We start from the raw sequence: 21,648 nt of genomic DNA on the forward strand, positions 1-21,648 counted from the left end.
ATCTTTTTTTAAGTCCTTGTTCTGAAAACGATTAGAACGACCATTGCGTTCCAATTGAAACGCCAAATTTACGAACATCTGGCAAATTATTATAATTTCCTCGCCAATTAAAATCAATTCGCAACGGACGAATATTTCCGATCCCAATATTTTCGATTCCAAATCCGTATTCGAAATAGATTTGTTTGTTGGGCGCAAGATAGTCGATTGAAGAGCGATTGATGCGGATATTTTCTTCCGAAATATTCCCTGCAGCCGCTCTGATAAACGCCACTTCTCGCCACTTGAGCTTTTTGATGAGCGGAATTTTGTTCAGGAACCAGCCTTTGAAATGTTGTTCCCAAATCAGCGAGGCATATTCGTCGGTAACAAATTCATAATAATTGAGCTGACTGAAGGTCCCGTTGACCAAGCCGTAACTCTCGTTGCCTGGCAACGGACTGAGGAGCGTGAGTGGAACAGGCTGAAAAGTTTTGCCCGCTTCGAAAATCACATTTGCCATTCCTAAAGAACTGATGAGTATCGGTTGTTGATAACGAAATTGCAGTTTATCGTAAGCAAAATCTGAATCGATTACACCTTTCAGTCCGCGGATATAGCGCAACATGATGGTCGGATTGAGGGTCGAAATCTCGTACCTGTCGATTCCCCATTGTCCCCATTTAGCGGTTGGTTTCCAAATCAGCGAAAGCCCCAAACTAGAGTTGGTAAGCGTGGATTGCTCCACACCATTTTTTATAAAATTGATTTTAAATAGAATCGGATCTGCCGATTTTACTCGCTGATAATTTCCATCCAACCGAACCACAAAATTTTTCCAAGGTTCGATCGAGGTATAAACGTTGGTGATGTTGTTGTTGCTCAGCGTGGTGTTGTCTCCCTGATTCAGAATCGATGAAGACGAAAAACTTCGCGTCATGATTCCGTCTGATGCCGTAAGCTGCGAACCCAATTGCTCCACATCTCGCTTGGTTCCCAAACCCACCTGAAAACGGTTGGTTCGATTGAACATGACGCGCGCTTCTGTACCGTATTTTATTTTTTGATCTTTGAATCCGTAAGCTGTATAGGCTGCAATTCGCCACATATCGTTTTGAGAAAAATAGGTTCTTGCCCCCGCACGTAAACGAAATCCTTCGATGTCATTGTAACCAAAGGTAGAATACAAGTCGCCAATATCTAAGCCCTTGCTCACGTTGTAATAGCCCGATGCAAAGGTTTCTACCGTTTTTACTATTCGCTGGAAACGAGGCACTTTGTTCAACTCGTCTAATGTTTTGTACACGCCTTTTTCTTCTTCCGAAAGCGCTTCTGGACGATTGCTATCCCAAAACGCATCGGATTGAACGTTCACTGCCATTTTCGAGGGGTCGATTCGTTCGCTATAAAATTCATCTTTGTACCGCGTCTTCAAATCATAATCGTAAAACCTCAGTGTTCGGTGCGCAAACAGACCTTTTGCGTCTTCCTTTTTAGAAAGCATCGACATGTCCATCATCGAATAATATTTCAACGGATAATACACCTCATCACTCTCGATCTGGAAAGTCAAATTCAGGTAAATATCTTTGACGAAGTTGACATTGATATTCTTGCTGCTTTCCATCACAATTTCCTTTACCGCATAGTGTTCGGTACTGATGTACATATCGCCTTTGAAAGTGTATTCGCCCTCTCTACGAGGTGAATATTTGATGCGATAAACCCACTCGCCGTCTAAGTCTAAAGTGTCGCGTAGCTCATAATCATAAACCGCAAAGCCGTCTTTTGCCAATGGACTCACGAATTTGATGTCTAAGAAATTCAGTCGAGCTTCGTAAATATTAATGTCTTTGAAGAGGCTTTTGGTGATCTGGGAAACCATTTCATTTTCATCGAAACCCGATGTTTTATTTCCCAATAATTCTTTTCGAAAATATTTTTGGGGCAGATTGGTTCCAGAAACTCGGTAAATAGATTCGTTGAGAAATGCAGGTAAATAGGTCTTGCCATTGATGCTCGAAGTGTCGACACGCTCGAAAATAAACTCAAAATCTTTGAAGATTTTTCGTTTCATAAACGCACTATCGATATTGCTGATGTCGAATTGCAATTTTTCGTACTCTTTATAATCGAACTGCGCCACCTTGTCCAACCCATTGCTTTTATCTTTTTCCCAGACTTTTCGCAAGATGTCGTAGGCTGGATTTTCTTTTTTCTTCAATCGTTTTTTTTGTTTGGTAATTACCGCTCCTTCTAGCTCTATGTTTTCGTCGGCAATCTCATCCGATTCGGATTCTGGTTTCATCAACAAGCTGAAATCGTAATTGATTTTTTTGATGATCGGAAGCGAAACATCTTCGTATCCCAAGCGCATGAAAAGAATTTCGGTTGCTGTTTGGGTAGATTCGATATAGAATTTGCCATCTGTGTTGGTGGTAGTCACCACGTTCAGCTCTGGTAAAACAACGTCTACAAAAGGGATGGGCTTGTTGGTAAGCGAATCGAGCACATAGCCCTGAATTTTTACTTGAGCCGATAAAATCGTGAACAATAGTAAGAAATATAGACAAAAAAGTTTCTTCATGAGTCGAAAAAAACAAAGTCTAGCAAAAGATATGCTAGACTTAAAATTATGATATGGTTGTCGCTTATTTATTTTTTATACATCACCGATTTTACAGCATCTACTACTTCTTTTACCTGCGGATACCACTTCTCGAATAAATTTGGGGCATAAGGCGCCGAAGTATCTTTGGTGTTGATGCGTTTTACAGGAGCGTCTAAATAATCGAAGGCTTTTTGTTGAACCATGTACGTAATTTCTGATGAGACATTGGCAAATGGCCAAGCTTCTTCTAACACTACCAAACGATTGGTTTTCTTTACCGATGCAATAATGGTTTCGTAGTCCAATGGTCTAATGGTTCTGATATCGATGATTTCTACCTCGATGCCTTCTTTTGCAAGTTCGTCTGCTGCCGCATAAGCCTGCTTGATTACCTTACCGTAAGAGACCAACGTGACATCTTTACCTTCGCGTTTGATGTCTGCTTTACCAATCGGAATCAAGTATTCTTCTTCTGGAACTTCCATTTTATCACCATACATCTGCTCAGATTCCATGAAAATGACTGGGTCGTTGTCGCGAATGGCAGTTTTCAACAATCCTTTTGCATCGTACGGATTAGACGGCACCACCACTTTAAGCCCAGGAACGTTGGCATACCAACTGTCAAAGGCTTGTGAGTGGGTTGCTCCCAATTGTCCTGCCGAAGCAGTTGGCCCACGGAAAACAATAGGACAATTCATCTGCCCGCCCGACATTTGATAAATTTTTGCCGCATTGTTGATGATTTGATCGATGGCAACCAATGAAAAATTGAAGGTCATAAACTCTACAATCGGGCGACAACCAGTCAAAGTCGATCCTACACTAATCCCTGCAAAACCAGCCTCTGCGATCGGCGCATCGATTACTCGTTTTGGACCAAATTCATCCAACATACCTTTCGAAGCTTTATAAGCACCGTTGTATTCTGCTACTTCTTCTCCGATTAAAAAAATCGAAGGATCTCGTCTCATTTCTTCGCTCATTGCTTCGGCGATTACTTCTCTAAAAGTTTTTATAGCCATCTGATTTGTTACGTTTTATATTTTTCCAAAAGCAAATGTACGTATTTTTCAAATTTCAACCATTTTTTTAGATTTTAATCCTTGTCTTTTTGTTTATTATGCTACTTTTGTAAATGTCGATGGTGCTCTATTTAGGAGTTAAAAGGGAATATGGTGAAAATCCGTAACTGTCCCCGCAACTGTAAATCTCACTGCGTTTTCTTGCCACAAAGCCACTGTTTATCGTCTAAATGGGAAGGTCGGCGAGAAAGAGATCAAGTCAGGAAACCTGCCATTGTTGCTAATGTTTAATTATTAAAACTTTCGGTGGAAAGGTTTTCGATAACATGAAAAAATCATTCTTATTACTTGTCTTTTGTCCTTTGCTGGCGTATGCGCAACAAGATACCATTGCACTGAAGAGTGTTGACATTAGCGATTATTTTCTAAACGCTAACCAGCATCAACAGGTTATTGAACTGAGCGACTCCACTCAAAAACAGCACGAGGCTTTGTTGAGTGATATTATCCAGTTCAGAACGCCTATTTACCTCAAACAAAACGGCGCCGCAATGGTTTCTTCTCCGTCTTTTAGAGGGACAACTGCTTCGCAAACTGCGGTGCTTTGGAATGGTATCAATGTGAATGCTGCCACAAACGGGCAAGCCGACTTCAACCAATTTTTCAACAATGCCAGTCAGCGCATAGATGTGAAATTGGGCGGTGGTAGTATTGCTCATGGCACGGGAGCAATAGGCGGAAGCGTGCACCTGCAAAATCATTTCGATTTTGGGCAAGGTTGGCAAAACGAACTCTCGTTGCAGGTGGGTAGTTTCGAGACTTATCATGCGCATTATTTTACACAATATAGCAACGACCGATTGGCTGCGCAATTGGGGTATAATCGTTTTCAGACCAAAAACAATTATCGCACACCCAACGAAGCAGGTCGTAATTTGAATGGAGAATACCTTTTGAACCAATTCAATTTGGGCGTTGCGTATAAACTAAATGCCCACAACCAGCTGAAACTCATCAGCGAAACCAACTTTGGCGATCGGCATTTTTCGTTGGTCAGCCCTAATGAAACACCGACCAAATACGAGACTTGGAATCATCGATTCTTAACCGAATGGAGCTTTGCTCAACGCCGTTTCGAATCGAATTTAAGGTTGGCTTACCTCAACGAAACTAGTGATTATTTTACTAGGCTCACCTCTCAAAATCCGTCGAGCCTCAATGTCGAAACTCTTCTTGCTAAATATTGGGCTGCCTATCGCATTACACCCAATATGAAACTGCATTTCTTGACCGATTTTTCGCACAACCGAGGAAATGGCGACAAAATCGATGATAAGAAACGGGACATTTGGTCTGTAGGTTTGATGATGCAGCATCAATTATCGCCTACGTTTCGTTACGAAATAGGCGCGCGTAAAGAGGAAACTTCGGCTTTCGAAAGTCCAATCCTCTATTCGATAGGTTTGGTGAACGAGTGGACAACTTGGTGGAAAATGCGACTACATCATTCCAAAAATTACCGCATTCCAACCTACAACGACCTCTATTGGGAGGCCAGCGGCAATCCGAATCTAAAAGCAGAAAATGCGTATCAGTTCGAGATGGGAAACGAATGGAAATTCAAACAGCTAGAATTGAAATGGAATTTGTACTACAATACAATTTTGGACCTGATACAGTGGGTACCGAGCGGGTCTAGCAGTCTTTGGGTTCCTATAAATCAAGCAAAAGTGAAAACCTACGGAAGCGAATTGATGCTTTTGGCAAGGTATAATAAACTCAGCTTCGATGCGTTATATGCTTATACGCAAACGCACAATGAAAAAACCGATAAAGCGCTGATTTACACACCCGAACATCAGGTAAAAGCGAGTTTACAATTTCATCAGAAGTGGTGGAATGTTTTTGCCCAACTCTTGTACACGGGCAAGGTCTATACCTTGACGGACGAGTCTGAGCAACTAAACGATAATACCGTGGTGAATCTTGGTGGGAGCGTCGAACTATTCAAAGCGTTTGATTTGCAAGTTAAAATCAACAACATTTTCGACCACTACTATCAATCTTTACTGAATCGTTGGATGCCTGGAATAAATTATCAAATAACAATCTTATATAAATTTTAATCATGATGAAAAAATCTCTCTTAGTTATGGCGATCCTAAGTTTAGGATTCATGACTTCTTGTTCAAACGACGATGATGCCCGAATCGACAATGAAGAAATTATTGGCGAATATTCGAAAGGAATTCTAGTATTGAATGAAGGTAATTTTGGTCAATCAAATGCAGAGGTAACCTTTATAGACCCTTCTTTGACATCGGCTACGCAAAACCTTTATCAAAAAGTAAACGGGGCAGTATTTGGCGATACGGCACAAAGCATGTATGAAGACGATGGTTTGCTCTATTTTGTGATCAACAATTCGAACAAAATTGTGGTGGTACAAAAACACGACTTCAAGAAAAAAGCCGAAGTCACCACCAATCTAGAGTCGCCACGCTACTTGGTAGAAAAAGGCAATCATTTGTATGTTACCAATTGGGGCGATAGCAACGATCCAAATGATGATTATGTGGCAGTTTTCGACAAAAAAACTTTGTCTCTAGTTACGAGAATACCCGTAAAAGAAGGTCCAGAAAGAATAATCGAAGCAAACAACAAAATTATTGTAGCGCATAAAGGCGGATGGGGAACTGGAAACAGCGTCAGCTTTATAAACCCTGCGACTCAAAAAGTTACACAAAACATAGAAGTAGGCGAATACCCAGATGGTATCGCTGAGGCAAACGGTACCTTGTATGTGCTTTGTTCTGGCTCTTCTTGGAGTCAACCTAGCACAAGCGGAAAGTTGGTAAAAATAAACCTCAACAGCGAAACCGTGACGGCAACCTTGAATTTCAACGATGGAGAAAACCCTGCGTTCTTAGAAAAATCGAACAATCAATTGTATTACACGCTAGGTTCTTCTGTTTACAACTTTGCACCCAACGCAACGCAACTCCCAAGCACGCCAATATTCAACACCAATGTAACGACCTTGTACGGATTTAACGTAGAAAACGGAATATTCTATGTTACCGATGCCAAAGATTATGTTTCGCGCGGTGAATTGAAAGTTTTTAGACCAAACGGAGAATTGATGAAAAGTCTCGAAACAGGAATTATCCCAAACAGTGTGATGGTTCTCGATTAATCATCAACATCTCATGAATTATTTTTAAAATCCAGTGTTTTAAACACTGGATTTTTTAATTGTTTTGAATAAAAACTTAGCGTTGAAAATAATAATCGAAACAAAAATCAGCGAATACGCCACAATTTGTGCCGTCGAAACCTGTTCTTTATAATAAAATACAGCCAACAAAAAATTGATAATCGGATTGATGTAAATGAGAATACCAACCGTAGACGAATCGATGCCTTTGAGTGCAAAATTGTTCAGAATCATGGGAATCGTGGTAAACAGCAAGACCACCAAAGCTATACTCTTGAAAAATCGGATTTCGGTCGGAAATGGTCCAGAAAACCAAAAGTAAAATGGCAGTAAAATAATCGATACAACCGAGAGTTGAAGCATCAGCAGATTGAAGCTGTCGAAAATACTGAGGCGTTTCTGAACAATAATATACGTAGCAAAACTAAGCGCAACAAATAGACTGAAATATAGCTCTCTGAAATGTCCCAACGACATGATTGCACACGCAAGGGTACTCAACCCAATGGCAAACCATTTGGCACTGGAAATCTTTTCCTTCAAAATCAAAACGCTCAGCAAAGTCGTTACAATAGGGCAAATAAGATACGACAACGAAGCCGTTTGCACACTCACGTGATTCATTACATAGATAAAAACCAACCAATTCGACATCAGCACCAACGAACCGCCTACCAGCCTGTAAATCATTTGTCGTTGAACCTTTACCTCCTGAGCACGAAAAAGCTGCAGGTCTTGTCGCAATCGTTTCTTTCGAAATCCAAACCCAACGAGCAACAACAGCACCGTACTGAAAAACAATCGATAATACAAAATATCCATCGAGGGATAATCGCTAATCGGACGTAAGCCGAACGAAAAAAAACCCCACATGAAATAGGTAAGCAAAGCCGCAAAAAAATAGTTAGATTGTTTCATCTTGGCAAATGTACAATTTGTATGGCAGATCGCACATCGAAGAATTTCAGATAAAAGTCGGATTCGAAGCATCCCCAAAAAAGAAATCTTTACCTTCGCAACAAAGTTGAACTGATGGAAGAATTGTTTTCTGACGAATATTTTATGCGAAAAGCGCTACAAGAAGCGGAAATCGCCTACGAAAAAGACGAAATTCCAGTAGGTGCAATTGTGGTTTGCAACAATAAAATCATCGCCAAATCGCACAATCTCACCGAAACCCTTACCGATGTTACCGCCCATGCCGAGATGCAGGCAATAACTGCTGCCGCAAATTATCTTGGCGGCAAATATCTCAAAGAATGTACATTATACGTCACCCTAGAACCCTGCGTCATGTGCGCTGGAGCCTTGTATTGGAGCCAAATTTCGAGAGTGGTGATTGGTGCGGCAGATGAAAAGAGAGGTTTCAAAAGCAAAATGTTGCAGCTGCATCCAAAAACAGAAATCGTAGAGGGTGTATTGGCAAACGAAGGAAAAAAATTGATGCTCGATTTCTTTCAACAAAAAAGATAAAAAAACCTCAACAAACAATCTTGCTGAGGTTTGGGAGGTTCCTAGCGGATTCGAACCGCTGTGGACGGTTTTGCAGACCGCTACCTAGCCTCTCGGTCAAGGAACCATTTCCGTAATTGGATTGCAAATATAAAAATTAATTTAATATTCTAAAAATTTACCGGTAGCGTTTTTCAAGTATTATGCTCACTTTCTCTACATGCCCACCAATTGGGGGATTGATTTTAGAGAGTTTTATTTTCGCTCGTTCTGCATTGGGCACTTCTACTCCGATGCGGTCTAAGATACGTTTGCACACATGCTCCAGCAATTTCGAGCGGATGCCAACTTCTTCTTTTACAATCGCATTCAATAAAACATAGTCTACAGCATCGATCAGCTCGTCTGATTCACAAGCCTGCGAAAAATCTGCTTCAACCTCCAAATCTATCAAATAATCAGACCCGATTCTCGCCTCTTCTTCCAAACATCCATGATTCGAATATATTTTGATTTTCTCTAGTAAAATAATTCCCATACGTTAAGTTTATTTTTTTGTTTCAAAAATAAAGAAGACTTGACAATCAAAGTTGCTGTCAAGTCTTCAGAAATTCTATGAAAAATTAGTATTTACTTTGCACCGAATCGCTCTGCAACCTTGTCCCAATTGATAACGTTGAAAAAAGCTTCGATATAATCTGGTCTCTTGTTCTGATATTTTAAATAATAGGCATGCTCCCAAACATCTAATCCCAGAATTGGGAAACCTTCGCATCCAACACCTGGCATTAGTGGATTGTCTTGGTTTGCCGTAGAACAAACCTCCAATTTACCATCTGCTTTTTTGCACAACCAAGCCCATCCAGACCCAAAACGAGTTGCAGCTGCTTTAGAAAACTCTTCTTTGAAAGCTTCAAAAGACCCGAAAGATTCGTTGATTGCGGCTTCAACCTCTGCTGTTGGTTTGTTGCTTCCGCCTGGCGTCAAGACATCCCAAAATAGGTTGTGGTTGTAGAAACCTCCTCCGTTGTTGCGAACTGCTGGTTTATCTACACCTTTTACCAAAATTTCTTCGATGGTAAGTCCAGCCAAATCTGTTCCTTCAATCGCTGCGTTTAGATTATTCGTATAAGCCGCATGGTGTTTGTCGTGGTGAATCTCCATTGTTTTTGCATCAATATGAGGCTCTAATGCGTCAAATGCATACGGTAAAGCTTTTAATTCGAATGACATAATGTAATCTTTTTGTTTGTTTTATTTTTTACATTTTAAATTTAGCAAATATATCGCAAATGAATGGCAACGTAGCGTCTATTTTAACAAATATTTAAAAATTATTGTTTAAATTTAGTAACGACTTTTTAATTAACGAATAGCATCCTTATGAAAATCCTTCGGAAAATTATAAAATACATCCTCATCATCTTTTGTTTACTCGTTTTAGTTCTATTTGCAACGGGTAACGATTACATCATTCGAGGTATAAAACTCACTTATCTGAAAGGGCATAAAACGGCTAACATAGACGATTACAAAGATTTTGATAACAATGTTGTGCTCGCAGCTAATCCTCAACCTTGGCACCATCATCCCGACTATAATCGCATTCCGCTCACGAAACAATTGAAAGCAGAATTGGAGACCTACCAAAGCGCAGCATTTGTGGTTATAAAAGATGGCGAACTGCTTTGGGAACATTATTTCAACAATTACCGCGACCAGAGTCTGACCAATTCTTTTTCTATGGCAAAAACCATTACAACCATGATGCTGGGCAAGGCGATAGAACAGGGCTATATCAAGAGTTTGAACCAGAAAATTACCGATTTTTTACCCGAGTTTTCAGACGATCCGTTTGGTAAACACTGTACGGTGGGGGATTTGAGCGCTATGACTTCTGGTTTCGATTGGGAGGAGGATTATTACTTTCCGTTGAATCCGACAGCCAAGGCATATTATGGCGACGATATCGAAAAGCAGATGCTTTCTTACCGTTTTGTGTCTTCGCCAGGCGGACATTTCAAATATCAATCGGGCGATACACAGTTGTTGGCAATTATCATACAACGGGCAACAGGCAAGAGTTTGGCGCAATATTTTAGCGATCATTTTTGGAAACCAATGGGCATGGAGCGAGATGCTTTATGGTCGAAAGATAGCCAAGACGGCATGGAAAAAGCCTATTGTTGTTTCAATTCCAATGCAAAAGATTTTGCCAAATTGGGACAATTGTTGTTGAACGATGGCAAATGGAACAATCAAGCTGTACTCGATTCTGCTTTTGTAAAAAAAATGGTCTCGCCAAACCTTAAAGCTTTCGATGCTGGCGAAGTTCCGATTTATGGTTATTCGGTTTGGACAGATTACCACTATCAACCGCAACTTTATGCCATGTTGGGGCATCTTGGCCAACGTGTAATTGTAGTGCCATCAGAAAAATTAGTCATCGTTCGGCTTGGTCGGCTAAAAGATCGAACTTCTCCCAACAAAGGTGCGCTACCAGACCCAGACATCTATATTTATGTAGACGAAGTGATGAAAATGATTCGACAAATTCCTTAAATCAAATCGTATGAAACCGTTGAGCTTGAATAAAATTTTGTTTTTGGATATCGAGACTGTTCCAGAATTTTCGAGTTGGAATCTGATGGAGGAACGCGCTCAAAAACTTTGGACAGACAAGACCGCATTCCAACGTAAAGATGAAATTTCGCCCGAAGAATTCTATCACGAAAAGGCTGGCATCTATGCCGAATTTGGGAAAATTATTTGCATCTCATGTGGCATTATTCATCAAGACCGCATTAGAATCAAAAGCTTTTATGGTCACAATGAAGAAAAGTTGCTCAACAATTTTGCTCAGCTGCTGCAAGAACGTTATCAACAAGAAGACCAATTGTTGTGTGCGCACAATGGCAAAGAGTTCGACTTCCCTTATATGGCGCGTCGATTGCTTATTCATCAAATTCCTATTCCGAATATTCTACAACTACAGGGCAAAAAACCTTGGGAAATTCAACACTTAGACACGATGGATATGTGGAAATTTGGCGATTACAAACATTATACCTCGCTCGATTTGTTGGCGCATGTTTTAGGCATCGACACGCCCAAAGACGACATCGATGGTTCGCAAGTCGCCAGCGTATATTATACCGAAAAAGATTTGGATCGGATTGTTCGTTATTGCGAAAAAGATGTGGTGACGTTGATCAATATTTTTCTACGAATGCATTATATGCAACCGATTGAAAGAGAATAAAAAAGGAAGCTGTTTAGGCTTCCTCATGATCTTGATCCGTTTCTACTTTTTCTTTGAGTGTGAGTTTGATGATTTCTACCGAGTTGCGGTACATCTGCATTACTTTTCCTTGATAGCTTTCTAAATCGATCTCATCACCTTCTTTTAAATCACGGTCGAAACATACCTCGCTTATCAAGCCAGCCAAGGTGTCATAATGCTCGCTTTCGGCAAAAGGATAGGGCAACAAACGGTTGATATCGCTGATTGTATTGTGGGCATTTACCAGATAAACGCCTTCTGCCAGCCGTTTCACAATCGGATCTTCGTTGTCGTACTCGTCCTGAATTTCACCTACCAATTCTTCTAAAATATCTTCCATCGTAACAATTCCAGTCAGCTCGCCAACCTCGTTGGTCACCACAGCCAATTGAACGTGTTTTTTCTGAAATTGTTTCAAAACATTTTTTATCAAAGCACTTTCTGAAATGAACAAAGGCTCGCGAATCAACCCTTCTATTTCGGTCTGAGTCGGATTCGCCAACAAAGCGCGCATCAAATCTTTGGTATAGAGTATACCTTTGATATTGTCCAAAGTATCTTCATAAACCGGAAATCTAGAATATCCTTCGGTTATCGCGTAGTCGATCGCCTCTTTTATGGTTGTTTTGATTTCGATTGCCGAAACATTTTTGCGTAAGGTCTGAATATTCAATACGCGTCGATCGTCGAATTCAAACACATTTTGTATCAAATTCCGCTCAGACTCTTCAATTGCACCGCCTTCTTGTGATTCGGTAATGATCATTTTCAATTCTTCTTCACTATGAATTTCGCCACCATGAATTGGTTTTATACCCAACAATCGCAATATAGCATTTGCCAAACCATTCATCAACCAAATCACTGGGCGGAAAACAAAATAAAAAACCCTAAGTGGCCATGCAATAGTGAACGTTGTTTTGGTCGGATATTGGATGGCTAACGATTTCGGAGCCAACTCCCCGAACACAATGTGCAAAATGGTAATGATAACGAACGCCAACGGAAACGCAGCCTTTTGAGCGAAACCAGCCCATTCGGGACCAGCCAACCCAATAAGTTCAAACGACTTCACGATTACAGGCGAAAGAGAACTTTCTCCAACCCAACCTAGACCAAGCGACGCCAGGGTTATACCGAGCTGAGTTGCAGCCAAGTAAGCGTCTAGATTGTTGACAATGGTTTTCGCTGTATCGGCAAGATTAGAATTGATATCTTGGTTTACTTCGATTTGCGAAGACCGCACTTTTACAATGGCAAATTCTGCCGCAACAAAAAAACCATTGAGTAAAACCAGAAAAATGGTTAGTAGTAATTTCCATAACGAAATATCATCGGTGACGTTGTGGTCGATATTGACAGCCAACAACGTCATAATCTGGGAGTGTGTGTCCATTCTTTAAATTTAGTACTAACTCGGTTTCAGGTTTTATGAGTTAGGAATTCTAAATTTCGAATTTAAGAAATTTTTGAATTCAATGTAAAGTTAGAAAAATTTTACAATCCTATCATTTTATTTTACTTTTGATGAATAAGTTTTTGTACAACATGACCGACTGGATACTGAAAATTGAGGATTTGAATTTGCATTTTGGTGATCGGCACATTTTAGACGACGTGAGTTTTACCGTTTCCAAAGGCGAAACTTTGGGCGTTGTAGGAGAATCGGGCTCTGGCAAATCGGTCACAGCATTAGCCGTCATGGGATTGTTGAGTCGAAACGCAAGTATCGAACAAAACAGCAAAATATTATTCAACTCTTCTTCGGGTGTCATAGATTTAGCCAAATTGGATCGAGCTGCTTTCGAAAAAATTAGAGGAAACGAAATCGGAATGATTTTTCAAGAACCCATGACATCCTTGAATCCGAGTATTCGATGTGGGCATCAAGTAGAAGAAACCATACTGTTGCACCAAAAACTTTCGAAAACCGAGGCAAAGGCTAAAGTTTTGAGACTTTTCGAAAAAGTAAAACTTCCAGACCCCGAACGAATTTACAAAGCCTATCCGCATGAATTATCGGGTGGTCAGAAGCAACGCGTGATGATTGCCATCGCCATCAGTTGCGAACCAAAATTGCTGATTGCCGATGAGCCTACCACCGCATTGGATGTTACCGTGCAAAAGGCTACGCTCGACCTGCTGAAAGATTTGCAACAAACTGAAGGCATGAGCATGCTATTCATTTCCCATGATTTGGGTGTGATTGCCAACGTGAGTGAAGAAGTTTTGGTCATGTTCAGAGGAAAGGTAGTCGAAAAAGGAAAGGTAAAAACAATTTTTCAGGATCCAGAGCAGCATTATACCAAAGGACTCATCGCTTGTCGTCCACGCTTGAACGAGCGATACAAAAGGTTGCCAACCGTGAAAGATTTTCTTGAGAATGATAACTATCAATCCGAAATTTTCACAACCCAAGAACGCGAAAAATTTCATGAAAAGCTGTACCAACAAGTTCCGCTGGTCGAGGTAAAAAACCTGAAAAAATATTTCTATTCTTCCTCTGTTTTTGGGCCAGAAAAAATAGCGGTAAAAGCCGTAGACAACATCAGTTTCAAGGTTTATCCGGGCGAGACACTGGGGCTGGTGGGCGAATCTGGTAGCGGAAAAACTACGCTTTCGCGCAGTCTGCTCTTGTTAGAAAAACCCAGTAGTGGAGAAATTTTTTTTGAGGGTAAAGACATCAGCAAACTCAACAAACACGAAATCAGAAAGTTGCGAAAAGATATTCAAATCATTTTCCAAGATCCTTATTCGAGTTTAAATCCTCGTCATACCGTTGCTCAAATCTTAATGGAGCCAATGGAAGTTCATGGGATTGGAACAAACAAAGCAGATCGTAGAAAAAGAGCTGCCGAGTTGCTAGAAAAAGTAAGCCTGAATGCGAGTGATTTGTCGAAATATCCGCACGAATTCTCTGGTGGTCAACGCCAGCGCATCGGCATTGCCAGAGCCTTGGCTTTGGAACCAAAGTTTATCATCTGTGACGAGAGTGTATCGGCATTAGACGTTTCTGTTCAGGCACAAGTCCTGAATTTGCTGAACGATTTGAAGGCTGAATTTGGTTTTACGTATATTTTTATTTCACACGATTTGGCTGTGGTCAAATATATGAGCGATCAATTATTGGTCATGCAACATGGCGAACTAAAAGAATTAGCCGATGCAGATGAGGTCTATGCAAACCCCAAAACACAATACACCAAAGATCTAATCGATGCGATACCGAAATTATAATAAAATAAAAAATATGAATTGTATTAAAGATAAAGTGGCTTATATCACTGGTGGATCCAAAGGTATAGGCTATGGAATTGCACACGCTCTTCTAGAAGCAGGTATGAAAGTTGCCATCTCTGGACGCGATCAAGAGGCTATAGAGAAAGCAAAAATTGATTTGGGCAACCAAAATGTTTTAGCCATTACCTCCGATGTTCGAAATTTTGAAGATGAACAGCAAGCCGTAAAATCGATCATCGAAACTTTTGGCAAATTAGATGTGGTCATCGCCAATGCAGGTTTAGGAAAATTTGCACCTGTAGACGAAATGAGTTTAGAGGATTGGAATGTGATGATCGACACAAACCTCACGGGCGTTTTTCATACGCTGAAAGCTGCTGTAGAACAACTGAAACAAAACAAAGGACATTACATCTCGATTTCGAGTCTTGCCGGGACTAATTTCTTTGCAAACGGAGCCGGCTACAACGCTTCTAAATTTGGTGTCGTTGGTTTCACACAAGCTGCCATGCTCGATTTGCGAAATTACGACGTGAAATGCACCACCATCATGCCTGGTTCTGTTACCTCGTTTTTCAACGACCATACCCCAAACGAAGAAGATAGCTGGAAAATACAACCCGAAGATATAGGGCAATTAGTGGTAGACCTTTTGAAAATGAATGCCAATGTGCTTCCGAGTAAAATAGAAGTAAGACCTACAAAAACAAGCTTGTAGAAGTTTGATTACAATGATTGACAAAAAAAGCAACTCATTTTGGTGAGTTGCTTTCTTTTTTGGTAAGCTTATTTTTTTCTGTCTGCTGGCTCCGATTTGAAAGTTGATTCTCTTTCAACCAATACAGGCTTTGTTGTTCTTTTTTGGTTTGTCTGAGCATCCTTTAACGTGAAAGGTTTTGCTTGTGTGTTAACGGCTGCGCTTTCACTAGTAGAATTTTCTTGTTTTTTCAGCCTTTTCGCAGGTTCTTGTTGTGCAAACGTTACAGTAGCAACAGAAAATAATGATAATAAAAGTAATTTTTTCATAATATGTGTTTTTTGACTTCATAAATATAAATATCTTTTTTAAATAAAAAAACAATCTGCAAAAAATATTCATATCAAATCATTGTTTTATTATAAATTTGTATACTTTTTAGCAAAAAATGGAAAAAAATCTGACGATCATTATACCCGTCTACAACGAGCAAGACAATCTCGAGCGAGTAGAGCAAGAGTTGAGCGCTTATGTAGAAATATCTTCTTTTCGGGCCAAAGTTCTCCTCATCAACGACGGATCTTCAGACAACAGTTTGGCTATTATAAAGAAGATTGCCGATCGTAACGATGCTTTTCATTACATCAGTTTCGATAAGAATTATGGGCTTAGCGCCGCCATCAAAGCGGGCTTCGATTGGGCAGATACAGAGTGGGTTGGTTATATCGATGCCGATTTGCAAACCTCACCCGATGATTTCGAAAAATTGATTCCGTATGTGCACGATTACGCGTTGGTTACAGGCGTTCGTGCCGATAGAAAAGATTCTTTTGGTAAAAATTTGTCATCGAAAATTGCCAATAGCATCCGACGTGCTTTTACGCATGATGGTATGGACGATACAGGCTGTCCGCTGAAAATTATTCGGACCGAATATGCCAAAAGAATCCCGATGTTCCAAGGTTTGCATCGTTTTTTACCCGCTATGATTTTGTTACAAGACGGTAAGATTACGCAAGTGCCCGTGCGACATTTTCCGAGAATGGCAGGCAAATCGAAATTCAATTTATGGAATCGTCTTTTGGGCCCACTCTCCGATTGTTTTGTCTATCTTTGGATGAAGAAAAAATACATCAATTACCGCGTAAAAGAAACAAATGTTGAACACTGATTGGTACATTTACCTCATCGGTTTCGTTGCTCAATTGCTTTTTTCTAGTCGATTGATTTTGCAATGGATTGTTTCTGAAAGAAACAAACAGGTACTGACGCCCAAACTTTTTTGGGAATTTAGCTTGGTGGCTTCTATACTTTTGTTTTTATATGGTTATTTGCGCCACGATTTTGCAATTATGCTCGGTCAAACGTTGACTTATTATATCTATATTCGCAACATTCATCTGCAAAAACATTGGAAGAGTGTTCATTTTCTGATTCGTTGGGGCTTGATTTTCTTCCCAGCGGTAATTGTGATTTATGGATTCAATAACGGAATTTTCGATGTGGATAACCTTTTCCGAAACGAAAAAATTCCGTTGTGGCTTTTAACCTTGGGCATCGTCTCGCAAGTGTTGTTTACCTTTCGATTTGTCTACCAATGGATCTATTCAGAATATAAAAACCAATCATCTCTGCCTGCTGGATTTTGGATTTTGAGTTTGGCTGGAAGTTTCTTCATTCTCACCTATGCCGTTATTCGTCGAGATCCTGTTTTATTCATTGGGCATTTTATGGGATTTATCATCTATATGCGAAATTTGTGGTTGATTTGGAAAACTAATAGCGAATGAAAACTGAACTAAAACATCATCTTTTTCTGGCATTCGTTACATTGGGAATGTTGTTGTTGAACTTGGGAATTACGCCTACCAATATCATGGAGGCTAGAAACCTCATCTCGGCAAGAGAAATCATCCAAAATAACGAATGGATTTTCACGACGCTCAACGGGTTACCTCGGTACGAGAAACCACCTCTTCCTACATGGATTACCGCTATTTTCGGGAGGTTTTTTGGTTTCGATAATCTGTATTTCCTTCGGTTGCCTGTTGTTCTCATTACCATGGTGATGGTGTTTTATTTTTATCATCTTGTGAAGCATTTTTCAAACCACTTTCAGGCCTATATCAGCAGTTTGATTCTGATTACTTCGTTTTACATTTTTTTTGCGGGTCGAGACAACAATTGGGATATCTACGCCCATAGTTTTGTTGTGGTCTGCTTGTTCTATACTTTTATTAGTCTGAAAAAGAATTTTTACCCTTATTACCGATACTACCTTGTCTTGTTGGCAATAGTAGCGTTGGCGGCATCGATCATGAGCAAAGGTCCTGTGGCGCTGTATGCGTTGTACTTGCCTTTCTTTGGGGCGTACTTTATTTGTTATGGGAAAAAACCTAAAGGCATTGTGGGTACAGCACTCATTATTACTGTATTGGGAGCTGTTTTAGGGTCTATCTGGATGTATTATGTGAGTACGCATGATCCCAAAATGTTTGGTAATGCAGCTACAACTGAAGTTTCGCGTTGGGGAAGTTACAACATTCGTCCGTTTTATTACTATTGGAGCTTCTTCACCCAATCTGGTATTTGGACACTTGTTGCATTTATTTCGCTGCTCTATCCTTACATGATAAAACGAGTGGAGGATAAAAAAGCCTATAGATTCGCTTGGTTTTGGACAATTTTTTCGTTGCTTTTACTTTCAATTATTCCAGAAAAAAAGACGCGCTATATTCTCCCTACCTTGATTCCGTTGGCATTTTGCAGTAGTTTTTACATCCAATTCTTATGGTCGAATTTCAAAACCTTAAATAAAAAAGATTCGTGGATTGCTAAGATTTGCTTTGGCATTATCGGCGTTGTAGGATGTCTTCTGGTAGCGCTTATTCCCTACACCATTTATAGCAATCAGTTCTCTTTTTGGAGCGTAGCTCTTACCGTGAGCGGATTGTTGTTCGGAATTGCAATTTTCAGGGGATTGAAGCATTTACAATTTTCTAATGCATTCTACGGTTTAATTCTCTTGATGCTTTCGGTTGTTGCCTTTGGGTATCCGCTGATGAGCCCGAATTTCGACAATCCCCATTACACCTCGCGAGAATTCATCCACAACTTAGAACATCGATACCAAATCAAAACTTACGAATCCAATGGTTTTGTACCCGAATTGGTTTTCTTGTATGGAAACTCGATTCCCGTTATCGATCGGAAAGAAAATGTTTCTTTGCCCAAAGAAAAGCGTTTTGGTCTGTTGGTCGAAGCAAACGACACGGTTTATATAGATTCTATTTTTGGCGACTATCGCTACAAAAAGCTCATACAATTAGACCTCAATAAAGCGAATCCTAAAACACCTTTTTACAACAAACGGCTACAACGCGATTACTATTTGGTAGAAAAACCTAACAAATAATTGCTGTACAACATGTCGAGAATCGGACAGAAGCCTTAACTTTGTTCAAAATTTAATACTATGTTGGTAGTTTCTTATATTCAAGAGAATAAAGAAAAAGTAATTGAAGGTTTGAAAAAACGAAACTTCAAAGAACTTGAACTGATTGATGAAATTTTAGAAGTCGATGAATTGCGTCGCAAAACACAATTCGAGTTAGACAATGTAGCCGCAGAGTCCAACAAACTTTCTAAAGAAATTGGTGAACTCTTCAAGTCTGGAAGACAAGACGAAGCAAATGCGCTGAAAGCGAAAACTTCTAGCTTGAAATCATCGAGCGAAGAACTATCCAATTTATTGAATTCGTATAAAATTTCTTTACAAAACCTTTTGTACCAAATACCAAATGTACCCAACGAATTAGTAAAAGCCGGCAAAGACGAAAATGACAACGAAACCGTTTTCGAACAAGGCGATGCAACACCCAAAAAAGGTTATTTGCCGCATTGGGAAGTTGCCAAAAAATACGATCTGATTGATTTTGAATTGGGTGTGAAAATTACTGGAGCAGGTTTCCCGGTATACAAAGGAAAAGGAGCCCGATTGCAACGTGCTTTGATTCAGTATTTTTTAGACAAAAATGCCGAAGCAGGTTATGAAGAAATTGTGCCGCCGTTTGTGGTAAACGAGGCATCTGGTTACGGTACAGGACAATTGCCAGACAAAGAAGGTCAGATGTATTACGTGAACGAAGATAATCTGTATTTGATTCCGACATCAGAGGTTCCGGTAACCAATATTTATCGCGATGTGATTCTGCAAGAAAGCGATTTTCCTATCAAAATGACATCGTATTCGCCGTGTTTTCGTAGAGAGGCCGGCAGTTACGGGAAAGATGTACGCGGGTTGAACCGTTTGCACCAATTCGAAAAAGTAGAAATTGTACGCCTCGAAAAACCAGAAAATTCGATGGCTGCTTTGGACGAGATGATCGAACACGTAAAAGGTTTGTTGCACGAGTTGGAGTTGCCTTATCGCATCTTGAGGTTGTGCGGTGGCGATACAGGATTTGCTTCGTCTATTACCTACGATTTCGAGGTGTTTTCGCAAGCACAAGAAAAATGGTTGGAGGTGAGTTCGGTTTCAAACTTCAATACCTTCCAGGCCAATCGGTTGAAGTTGCGCTACAAATCGGCAAACGGCACACAACTATGCCATACGTTGAATGGTTCAGCGTTGGCGTTGCCGCGTATTTTGGCGTCTATTCTCGAGAACCATCAGCAAGAAGACGGAAGCATCAAAATTCCGGAAGCTTTGGTGCCTTACACCAGATTTACCGAAATTCGATAGTAAATTATTTTATACCTAATAAAAAAATCCGATGCTTGGCATCGGATTTTTTGTGCATTAAATTTTGTATTATTGAACGCTACGCGTCATTTTGGTTAGAAAAATTAAAGATTGATTCCAATTCATTAATTCGCACTTCTGATCAGAATTGTATAAATTGGTAAGTGATCCGAATATCCATCTGCACGGAAGGTGTCGCCACTGTAAGTACGATGAGGTGATCCTTTATATTGTCCAGATTGCGAGATGAGATACGCTTTGTTGTAAATCTCGGTTCTGAAGACTTTATAGGTATCAAAATCGTTTGAATTGGTAACCAAACTTCCCGTCATGATGAATTGGTCGAACAGATTCCAAGCATCACGATAGGTGAGGGTTCCAATCCCTTTTTTGAAATATGGAATCATCGGATTGTAATATCCGTCTGCCTTTACCTTCTTTTTCTCCCCTGCTGGTTTGAAGGTGTCTCGTATGCTCGGACTTACCGGATCGTCGTTGAAATCTCCCATTGCAATTATTTTTGCGTTCGGATTTTTAGCTTTCAACTCGTTCATGATATCGCGCATTACTTTTGCCGATTCTATACGACCTGGCATGGTCACCTTCTCGCCCGCACTACGAGATGGCCAGTGGTTGACGATGAATGTAATTTCTTCGCCATCTAATAATCCCGTTACCGCTAAGATATCTCGAGTATATCTTCTTGCGCCATTTTCGTCGAAAATATAAACAGGATAAGGTCGGGCAAAAGTCGGTACAAATCGATCTTTCTGATACATCAAACCTACATCAACCCCTCGAGCGTCGAATGAATTGAAATGAACCACGCCATAATTATATTTTTTCAGATGTGACGTGTGGGCAATATCGATAATATTTTGGGCATTTTCTATCTCGCACAAACCTACGATGACTGGTGGAGTTTTGGTTACATCAACACCCAATTCAGAAATCACACGTGCAATGTTGTTTATCTTGATTTGGTATCGTTTAGAAGTCCATACTTTTTTTCCTTTCGGTAAAAATTCGTCTTGTAAAATAAGAGGACGAATGATTTTTTTACCTTTCAAATTCTCGTAAGTATACGGTAATTTGTACTCTTCTACCTCATATTTATCTATTTCGGAAACTGGAATAGATATATGATAATCAGGATCATTAAACTCTTTGGTTCCATCGATATAACCAGCAGATTCTATGGTATCGAAGATATTTTCTACATTGTAAAAAGCAACCGTTGCACTTTGGTATTTTTGGGCATTAGCAGTTTGCAAGACAACTCCTATGCAGAAAAGTTGTAATATTAACGTTAATTTATGTATTGACATTTTAGCGAATTAAAAATTTGTTAAATTTGTAAACTATTTATTATAACTCACGTAAAATTAAAAAATAAAATT

General features: G+C 39.9%; 19 protein-coding genes, 1 tRNA gene and 1 riboswitch. Of the genes, 11 read left to right on the forward strand and 9 right to left on the reverse strand.

What is annotated here, in order from left to right; genetic code table 11:
- Positions 1-31: 31 nt before the first annotated feature.
- Positions 32-2,533, reverse strand: a complete 2,502-nt coding sequence (locus BN8061_RS03635; RefSeq protein WP_235802679.1) for a DUF5686 family protein — start codon at positions 2,531-2,533, stop codon at positions 32-34.
- Positions 2,534-2,634: 101 nt separating this feature from the next.
- A complete protein-coding gene (locus BN8061_RS03640; protein ID WP_068596592.1) occupies positions 2,635-3,615 on the reverse strand; it encodes a pyruvate dehydrogenase complex E1 component subunit beta in 981 nt (326 codons plus the stop codon).
- Positions 3,616-3,718: 103 nt separating this feature from the next.
- Positions 3,719-3,905, forward strand: a riboswitch (cobalamin riboswitch).
- Positions 3,906-3,941: 36 nt separating this feature from the next.
- Here BN8061_RS03640 and BN8061_RS03645 point away from each other — a divergent pair.
- The gene (locus tag BN8061_RS03645) at positions 3,942-5,741 is read left to right on the forward strand and encodes a TonB-dependent receptor plug domain-containing protein (RefSeq protein WP_068596593.1); all 1,800 of its coding nucleotides are present in this window, start codon (positions 3,942-3,944) and stop codon (positions 5,739-5,741) included.
- Between the two features lie 26 nt (positions 5,742-5,767).
- Positions 5,768-6,811, forward strand: a complete 1,044-nt coding sequence (locus tag BN8061_RS03650; RefSeq protein ID WP_154662243.1) for a YncE family protein — start codon at positions 5,768-5,770, stop codon at positions 6,809-6,811.
- 39 nt (positions 6,812-6,850) lie between these two features.
- Here BN8061_RS03650 and BN8061_RS03655 read toward each other — a convergent pair whose 3' ends face one another.
- Positions 6,851-7,750 (reverse strand): EamA family transporter, encoded by a 900-nt coding sequence (locus BN8061_RS03655; protein WP_068596595.1) that lies wholly within the window; start codon positions 7,748-7,750, stop codon positions 6,851-6,853.
- 114 nt (positions 7,751-7,864) lie between these two features.
- Here BN8061_RS03655 and BN8061_RS03660 point away from each other — a divergent pair, with 114 nt between their 5' ends.
- A complete protein-coding gene (locus BN8061_RS03660) occupies positions 7,865-8,305 on the forward strand; it encodes a nucleoside deaminase (RefSeq protein WP_094745844.1) in 441 nt (146 codons plus the stop codon).
- Positions 8,306-8,340: 35 nt separating this feature from the next.
- On the opposite strand, the gene BN8061_RS03665 is transcribed toward BN8061_RS03660, so the two are convergent.
- The 3 genes from BN8061_RS03665 to BN8061_RS03675 form a co-directional block, all read right to left on the reverse strand.
- Positions 8,341-8,411 (reverse strand) — tRNA-Cys (locus tag BN8061_RS03665).
- A gap of 51 nt (positions 8,412-8,462) precedes the next feature.
- Positions 8,463-8,822, reverse strand: coding sequence for a dihydroneopterin aldolase (folB, locus tag BN8061_RS03670; protein ID WP_068596597.1), 360 nt, complete (start codon positions 8,820-8,822; stop codon positions 8,463-8,465).
- Positions 8,823-8,914: 92 nt separating this feature from the next.
- Complete coding sequence (locus BN8061_RS03675; protein ID WP_068596600.1) at positions 8,915-9,517, reverse strand: superoxide dismutase; 603 nt, start codon at positions 9,515-9,517, stop codon at positions 8,915-8,917.
- 150 nt (positions 9,518-9,667) lie between these two features.
- On the opposite strand from BN8061_RS03675, the gene BN8061_RS03680 reads away from it, so the two are divergent.
- Both BN8061_RS03680 and BN8061_RS03685 read left to right on the forward strand, forming a co-directional pair.
- Positions 9,668-10,846 carry a serine hydrolase domain-containing protein gene (locus tag BN8061_RS03680; RefSeq protein ID WP_068596602.1) on the forward strand — a complete coding sequence of 393 codons (1,179 nt, stop codon included), beginning with the start codon at positions 9,668-9,670 and terminating at the stop codon, positions 10,844-10,846.
- Between the two features lie 10 nt (positions 10,847-10,856).
- Positions 10,857-11,546, forward strand: a complete 690-nt coding sequence (locus tag BN8061_RS03685; protein WP_068596604.1) for a 3'-5' exonuclease — start codon at positions 10,857-10,859, stop codon at positions 11,544-11,546.
- A 13-nt stretch (positions 11,547-11,559) separates the two neighbouring features.
- On the opposite strand, the gene BN8061_RS03690 is transcribed toward BN8061_RS03685, so the two are convergent.
- The gene (locus tag BN8061_RS03690) at positions 11,560-12,963 is read right to left on the reverse strand and encodes a hemolysin family protein (RefSeq protein ID WP_068596607.1); all 1,404 of its coding nucleotides are present in this window, start codon (positions 12,961-12,963) and stop codon (positions 11,560-11,562) included.
- 131 nt (positions 12,964-13,094) lie between these two features.
- Between BN8061_RS03690 and BN8061_RS03695 the strand changes: the two genes are divergently transcribed.
- Both BN8061_RS03695 and BN8061_RS03700 read left to right on the forward strand, forming a co-directional pair.
- The gene (locus tag BN8061_RS03695) at positions 13,095-14,804 is read left to right on the forward strand and encodes an ABC transporter ATP-binding protein (RefSeq protein WP_235802680.1); all 1,710 of its coding nucleotides are present in this window, start codon (positions 13,095-13,097) and stop codon (positions 14,802-14,804) included.
- Between the two features lie 13 nt (positions 14,805-14,817).
- Positions 14,818-15,525, forward strand: a complete 708-nt coding sequence (locus tag BN8061_RS03700; protein WP_068596611.1) for an SDR family oxidoreductase — start codon at positions 14,818-14,820, stop codon at positions 15,523-15,525.
- Between the two features lie 68 nt (positions 15,526-15,593).
- On the opposite strand, the gene BN8061_RS03705 is transcribed toward BN8061_RS03700, so the two are convergent.
- Complete coding sequence (locus BN8061_RS03705) at positions 15,594-15,833, reverse strand: hypothetical protein (RefSeq protein ID WP_068596614.1); 240 nt, start codon at positions 15,831-15,833, stop codon at positions 15,594-15,596.
- A gap of 119 nt (positions 15,834-15,952) precedes the next feature.
- Between BN8061_RS03705 and BN8061_RS03710 the strand changes: the two genes are divergently transcribed.
- The 4 genes from BN8061_RS03710 to serS are packed head-to-tail and all read left to right on the forward strand — an operon-like array spanning position 15,953 to position 20,248.
- Complete coding sequence (locus tag BN8061_RS03710) at positions 15,953-16,675, forward strand: glycosyltransferase family 2 protein (RefSeq protein WP_068596616.1); 723 nt, start codon at positions 15,953-15,955, stop codon at positions 16,673-16,675.
- On the forward strand, positions 16,662-17,294 hold the full coding sequence (locus BN8061_RS03715; RefSeq protein WP_068597905.1) for a lipid-A-disaccharide synthase N-terminal domain-containing protein: 633 nt from the start codon (positions 16,662-16,664) through the stop codon (positions 17,292-17,294). Before BN8061_RS03710 ends, BN8061_RS03715 begins: the two co-directional genes overlap by 14 nt.
- On the forward strand, positions 17,291-18,919 hold the full coding sequence (locus tag BN8061_RS03720) for an ArnT family glycosyltransferase (RefSeq protein ID WP_094745845.1): 1,629 nt from the start codon (positions 17,291-17,293) through the stop codon (positions 18,917-18,919). The genes BN8061_RS03715 and BN8061_RS03720 overlap by 4 nt, the downstream gene beginning before the upstream one ends.
- A gap of 60 nt (positions 18,920-18,979) precedes the next feature.
- Positions 18,980-20,248, forward strand: coding sequence for a serine--tRNA ligase (gene serS / locus BN8061_RS03725; protein ID WP_068596618.1), 1,269 nt, complete (start codon positions 18,980-18,982; stop codon positions 20,246-20,248).
- A gap of 125 nt (positions 20,249-20,373) precedes the next feature.
- Here the strand turns inward: serS and BN8061_RS03730 are convergent, their stop codons facing one another.
- Positions 20,374-21,576 carry an endonuclease/exonuclease/phosphatase family protein gene (locus BN8061_RS03730; RefSeq protein ID WP_068596620.1) on the reverse strand — a complete coding sequence of 401 codons (1,203 nt, stop codon included), beginning with the start codon at positions 21,574-21,576 and terminating at the stop codon, positions 20,374-20,376.
- Positions 21,577-21,648: the final 72 nt, after the last annotated feature.

Source organism: Vaginella massiliensis, from assembly GCF_900089075.1.
Classification (GTDB): domain Bacteria; phylum Bacteroidota; class Bacteroidia; order Flavobacteriales; family Weeksellaceae; genus Weeksella; species Weeksella massiliensis_A.

Coding starts and splice junctions, on each gene's coding strand:
- folB (WP_068596597.1), bottom strand. CDS start 8,822: ATGGGAATTATTTTACTAGAGAAAATCAAAATATATTCGAATCATGGA.
- BN8061_RS03650 (WP_154662243.1), top strand. CDS start 5,768: ATGGCGATCCTAAGTTTAGGATTCATGACTTCTTGTTCAAACGACGAT.
- BN8061_RS03660 (WP_094745844.1), top strand. CDS start 7,865: ATGGAAGAATTGTTTTCTGACGAATATTTTATGCGAAAAGCGCTACAA.
- BN8061_RS03675 (WP_068596600.1), bottom strand. CDS start 9,517: ATGTCATTCGAATTAAAAGCTTTACCGTATGCATTTGACGCATTAGAG.
- BN8061_RS03685 (WP_068596604.1), top strand. CDS start 10,857: ATGAAACCGTTGAGCTTGAATAAAATTTTGTTTTTGGATATCGAGACT.
- BN8061_RS03690 (WP_068596607.1), bottom strand. CDS start 12,963: ATGGACACACACTCCCAGATTATGACGTTGTTGGCTGTCAATATCGAC.
- BN8061_RS03680 (WP_068596602.1), top strand. CDS start 9,668: ATGAAAATCCTTCGGAAAATTATAAAATACATCCTCATCATCTTTTGT.
- serS (WP_068596618.1), top strand. CDS start 18,980: ATGTTGGTAGTTTCTTATATTCAAGAGAATAAAGAAAAAGTAATTGAA.
- BN8061_RS03705 (WP_068596614.1), bottom strand. CDS start 15,833: ATGAAAAAATTACTTTTATTATCATTATTTTCTGTTGCTACTGTAACG.
- BN8061_RS03730 (WP_068596620.1), bottom strand. CDS start 21,576: ATGTCAATACATAAATTAACGTTAATATTACAACTTTTCTGCATAGGA.
- BN8061_RS03700 (WP_068596611.1), top strand. CDS start 14,818: ATGAATTGTATTAAAGATAAAGTGGCTTATATCACTGGTGGATCCAAA.
- BN8061_RS03710 (WP_068596616.1), top strand. CDS start 15,953: ATGGAAAAAAATCTGACGATCATTATACCCGTCTACAACGAGCAAGAC.
- BN8061_RS03715 (WP_068597905.1), top strand. CDS start 16,662: ATGTTGAACACTGATTGGTACATTTACCTCATCGGTTTCGTTGCTCAA.
- BN8061_RS03720 (WP_094745845.1), top strand. CDS start 17,291: ATGAAAACTGAACTAAAACATCATCTTTTTCTGGCATTCGTTACATTG.
- BN8061_RS03695 (WP_235802680.1), top strand. CDS start 13,095: ATGAATAAGTTTTTGTACAACATGACCGACTGGATACTGAAAATTGAG.
- BN8061_RS03645 (WP_068596593.1), top strand. CDS start 3,942: ATGAAAAAATCATTCTTATTACTTGTCTTTTGTCCTTTGCTGGCGTAT.
- BN8061_RS03655 (WP_068596595.1), bottom strand. CDS start 7,750: ATGAAACAATCTAACTATTTTTTTGCGGCTTTGCTTACCTATTTCATG.
- BN8061_RS03640 (WP_068596592.1), bottom strand. CDS start 3,615: ATGGCTATAAAAACTTTTAGAGAAGTAATCGCCGAAGCAATGAGCGAA.